General features: G+C 61.8%; 3 protein-coding genes. 1 reads left to right on the forward strand and 2 read right to left on the reverse strand.

The window, feature by feature from the left end:
* Positions 1–932, forward strand: a 932-nt coding sequence (locus tag J5M56_RS23525; RefSeq protein WP_207937889.1) for an amino acid permease, incomplete at its 5' end; no start/stop codon positions are given.
* Here the strand turns inward: J5M56_RS23525 and J5M56_RS23530 are convergent.
* Both J5M56_RS23530 and J5M56_RS23535 read right to left on the reverse strand, forming a co-directional pair.
* Entirely contained in the window at positions 912–1,325 is a 414-nt protein-coding gene (locus tag J5M56_RS23530; protein WP_186477721.1) for a YbaN family protein, read from the reverse strand. The two genes, J5M56_RS23525 and J5M56_RS23530, sit on opposite strands and share 21 nt — an antisense overlap.
* Before the next feature lie 55 nt (positions 1,326–1,380).
* Complete coding sequence (locus J5M56_RS23535; RefSeq protein ID WP_207937890.1) at positions 1,381–1,974, reverse strand: biliverdin-producing heme oxygenase; 594 nt, start codon at positions 1,972–1,974, stop codon at positions 1,381–1,383.
* Positions 1,975–2,150: the final 176 nt, after the last annotated feature.

The raw sequence follows: 2,150 nt of genomic DNA on the forward strand, positions 1-2,150 counted from the left end.
TGCTGTTTGCGCTGATTTGCCTGTTCGCCTTCAAGCTCGAGGTGTTCACCGCCGACATCTGGGCCGTGGGTACTCCCGAGCTTGGCAGCGTGATGAACCAGGTGCGCAACATGATGCTGGTCACCGTCTGGGTGTTCATCGGTATCGAAGGCGCCAGCGTTTATTCGGGGCGCGCACAGCGCCGGTCGGATGTCGGCAAGGCCACGGTGGTGGGGTTTCTCGGGGTGTTGGCACTGTTGGTGTTGGTCAATGTACTGTCGCTGGGGGTCATGACCCAACCGGAACTGGCCGGTTTGCAGAACCCGTCGCTGGCCTCGGTGCTGGAGCATATCGTCGGCCCTTGGGGGGGCTTGCTGATCAGTATTGGGCTGGCGGTGTCGCTGCTTGGGGCCTTGCTGTCCTGGGCATTGTTGTGCGCCGAAATTCTTTTTGCCACGGCCCGTGACAAGACCATGCCGCGCTTTCTGGCCAAGGAAAACGCCAACCACGTGCCTGCCAATGCGCTGTGGCTGACCAACTGCATGATCCAGGGGTTCTTGCTGATCACCCTGTTTTCGGCCGGCACCTATACCAGCCTGATCTACCTCGCCTCGTCGATGATTCTGGTGCCCTACCTGTGGTCGGCGGCTTACGCGCTATTGATCGCGTGGCGCGGGGAAGGCTACCAGGGCCAGCGGGGCCTAAGGCGCAAAGACCTGATGGTGGCGCTGGTGGCGTTGATTTACGCAGTGTGGTTGCTATACGCCGGCGGCCTGAAGTACTTGTTGCTGTCGGCACTACTGTATGCGCCAGGCGTTATCCTGTTCGCTCGGGCCAAACATGAACAGGGCCAAACCCTGTTCACGGCATGGGAGAAGCTGATTTTCGCGGCTGTGCTGGCCGGCGCGGGGTTGGCTGCCTACCTGCTGTATTCAGGGTTGCTGAGCTTGTGAGCCTGCGGTGCAGGGCTGCTCCGGGCGCGACCAGATCCACAGATTGCCAAGTGTCATGCCGGCGATCGCCAGAAACACCGGCCAGTGGTGTTCGAGGAAAATCAGCATCAACCCTGCACACAACAGCATGCTGAGGGTGGCGCTGACCTTGGCGCGGCGCTGGATCACCTTGCCGTTGCGCCAGTTGTACAGGATCGGCCCGAACACCCGATGGTTCTCAAGCCACGCCGACAGCCGTGGCGAGCTGCGCGTGGCGGCCCAGGCAGCCAGCAGGATGAACTCGGTGGTCGGCAGGCCGGGGATGACGATGGCGACCAGGCCGATGCCCAGGCTTGTGTAAGCCAGGATGCCATACAGTAGGCGGGACAGTTTCGAGCGGGCAGGTCGGGTCATGGTCTCACTGCATTGAAAACGTCCGGCCACCGGTAAGGCGGCCGGCTGGAGCGAATCAGGCCAATGCCGTGTCTGCGGCGTAGGCATGCTTGAGCAGTTCGGTGAAGCGCTCGAAGGCGGCTTGCGCGCCGCGCTCGGCGGCGGCGTCTTGTTCGGGCGACAGCGCCAAGTCATCGAGAATGCGGGTGAACTGCTTCCAGCCTGCGGCGCGGCCACCTGCCGGCTCGCCAAGGTGGCGGGCACCAAAATTTTCGGACAACTCCAGGGCCACGGCACGCTTGATCAGAAACGCAGCGCCCAGTTTGGAGCCTTCGGAGACGAAGATCCAGCCCAGTGCTTCACCCAGGCTCGGGCTGCGCAGCGCCCCAGGCACACTCGCCGGCACTTCGGTATCAAGGTCCGCAAGGTCCAGGCGGGCTTGCTCGGCGCGGCAGCGCTGGGCAAGGTCCGGAACGATGGTGATCAGTTGCGGGTCGTTGTACAGGCTCTGCAGTTCGGCCTGGAACAGGTACTGGGCGACGACGAAACGGGCGAAATTTTCACGGCTGTCGAAGGGTGCGTGGGATTTGACCAGGGCATCGAGCTCGCTGTGCGCAGCTTGAGTGACTTGGTTCAAACGTTGCGAGCGCAGGGCTGGGCGATCGTTCATAGGGGTGTCCTTGGAAAATGAGGGCGTCTGGTGACAAGACGAAACAGCGATGCGGTGACAGTAAAAAAACCGGGTGTTTGCGTAATGCTGTTCACTTAAGCATTTGAGTTCAGGCTTGGGGTCTAACAATCTGAGCCTTTTAGCGCCTTTGAGATCGAGCGCCGCCCGCGCGGCGC

Origin of the sequence: Pseudomonas sp. 51_B (assembly GCF_017491595.1) — a bacterium.
Classification (GTDB): domain Bacteria; phylum Pseudomonadota; class Gammaproteobacteria; order Pseudomonadales; family Pseudomonadaceae; genus Aquipseudomonas; species Aquipseudomonas promysalinigenes.

What these genes read in the sequence shown, in the direction of transcription:
- J5M56_RS23530 (WP_186477721.1), bottom strand. Translation starts at nt 1,325, where the DNA reads ATGACCCGACCTGCCCGCTCGAAACTGTCCCGCCTACTGTATGGCATC.
- J5M56_RS23535 (WP_207937890.1), bottom strand. Translation starts at nt 1,974, where the DNA reads ATGAACGATCGCCCAGCCCTGCGCTCGCAACGTTTGAACCAAGTCACT.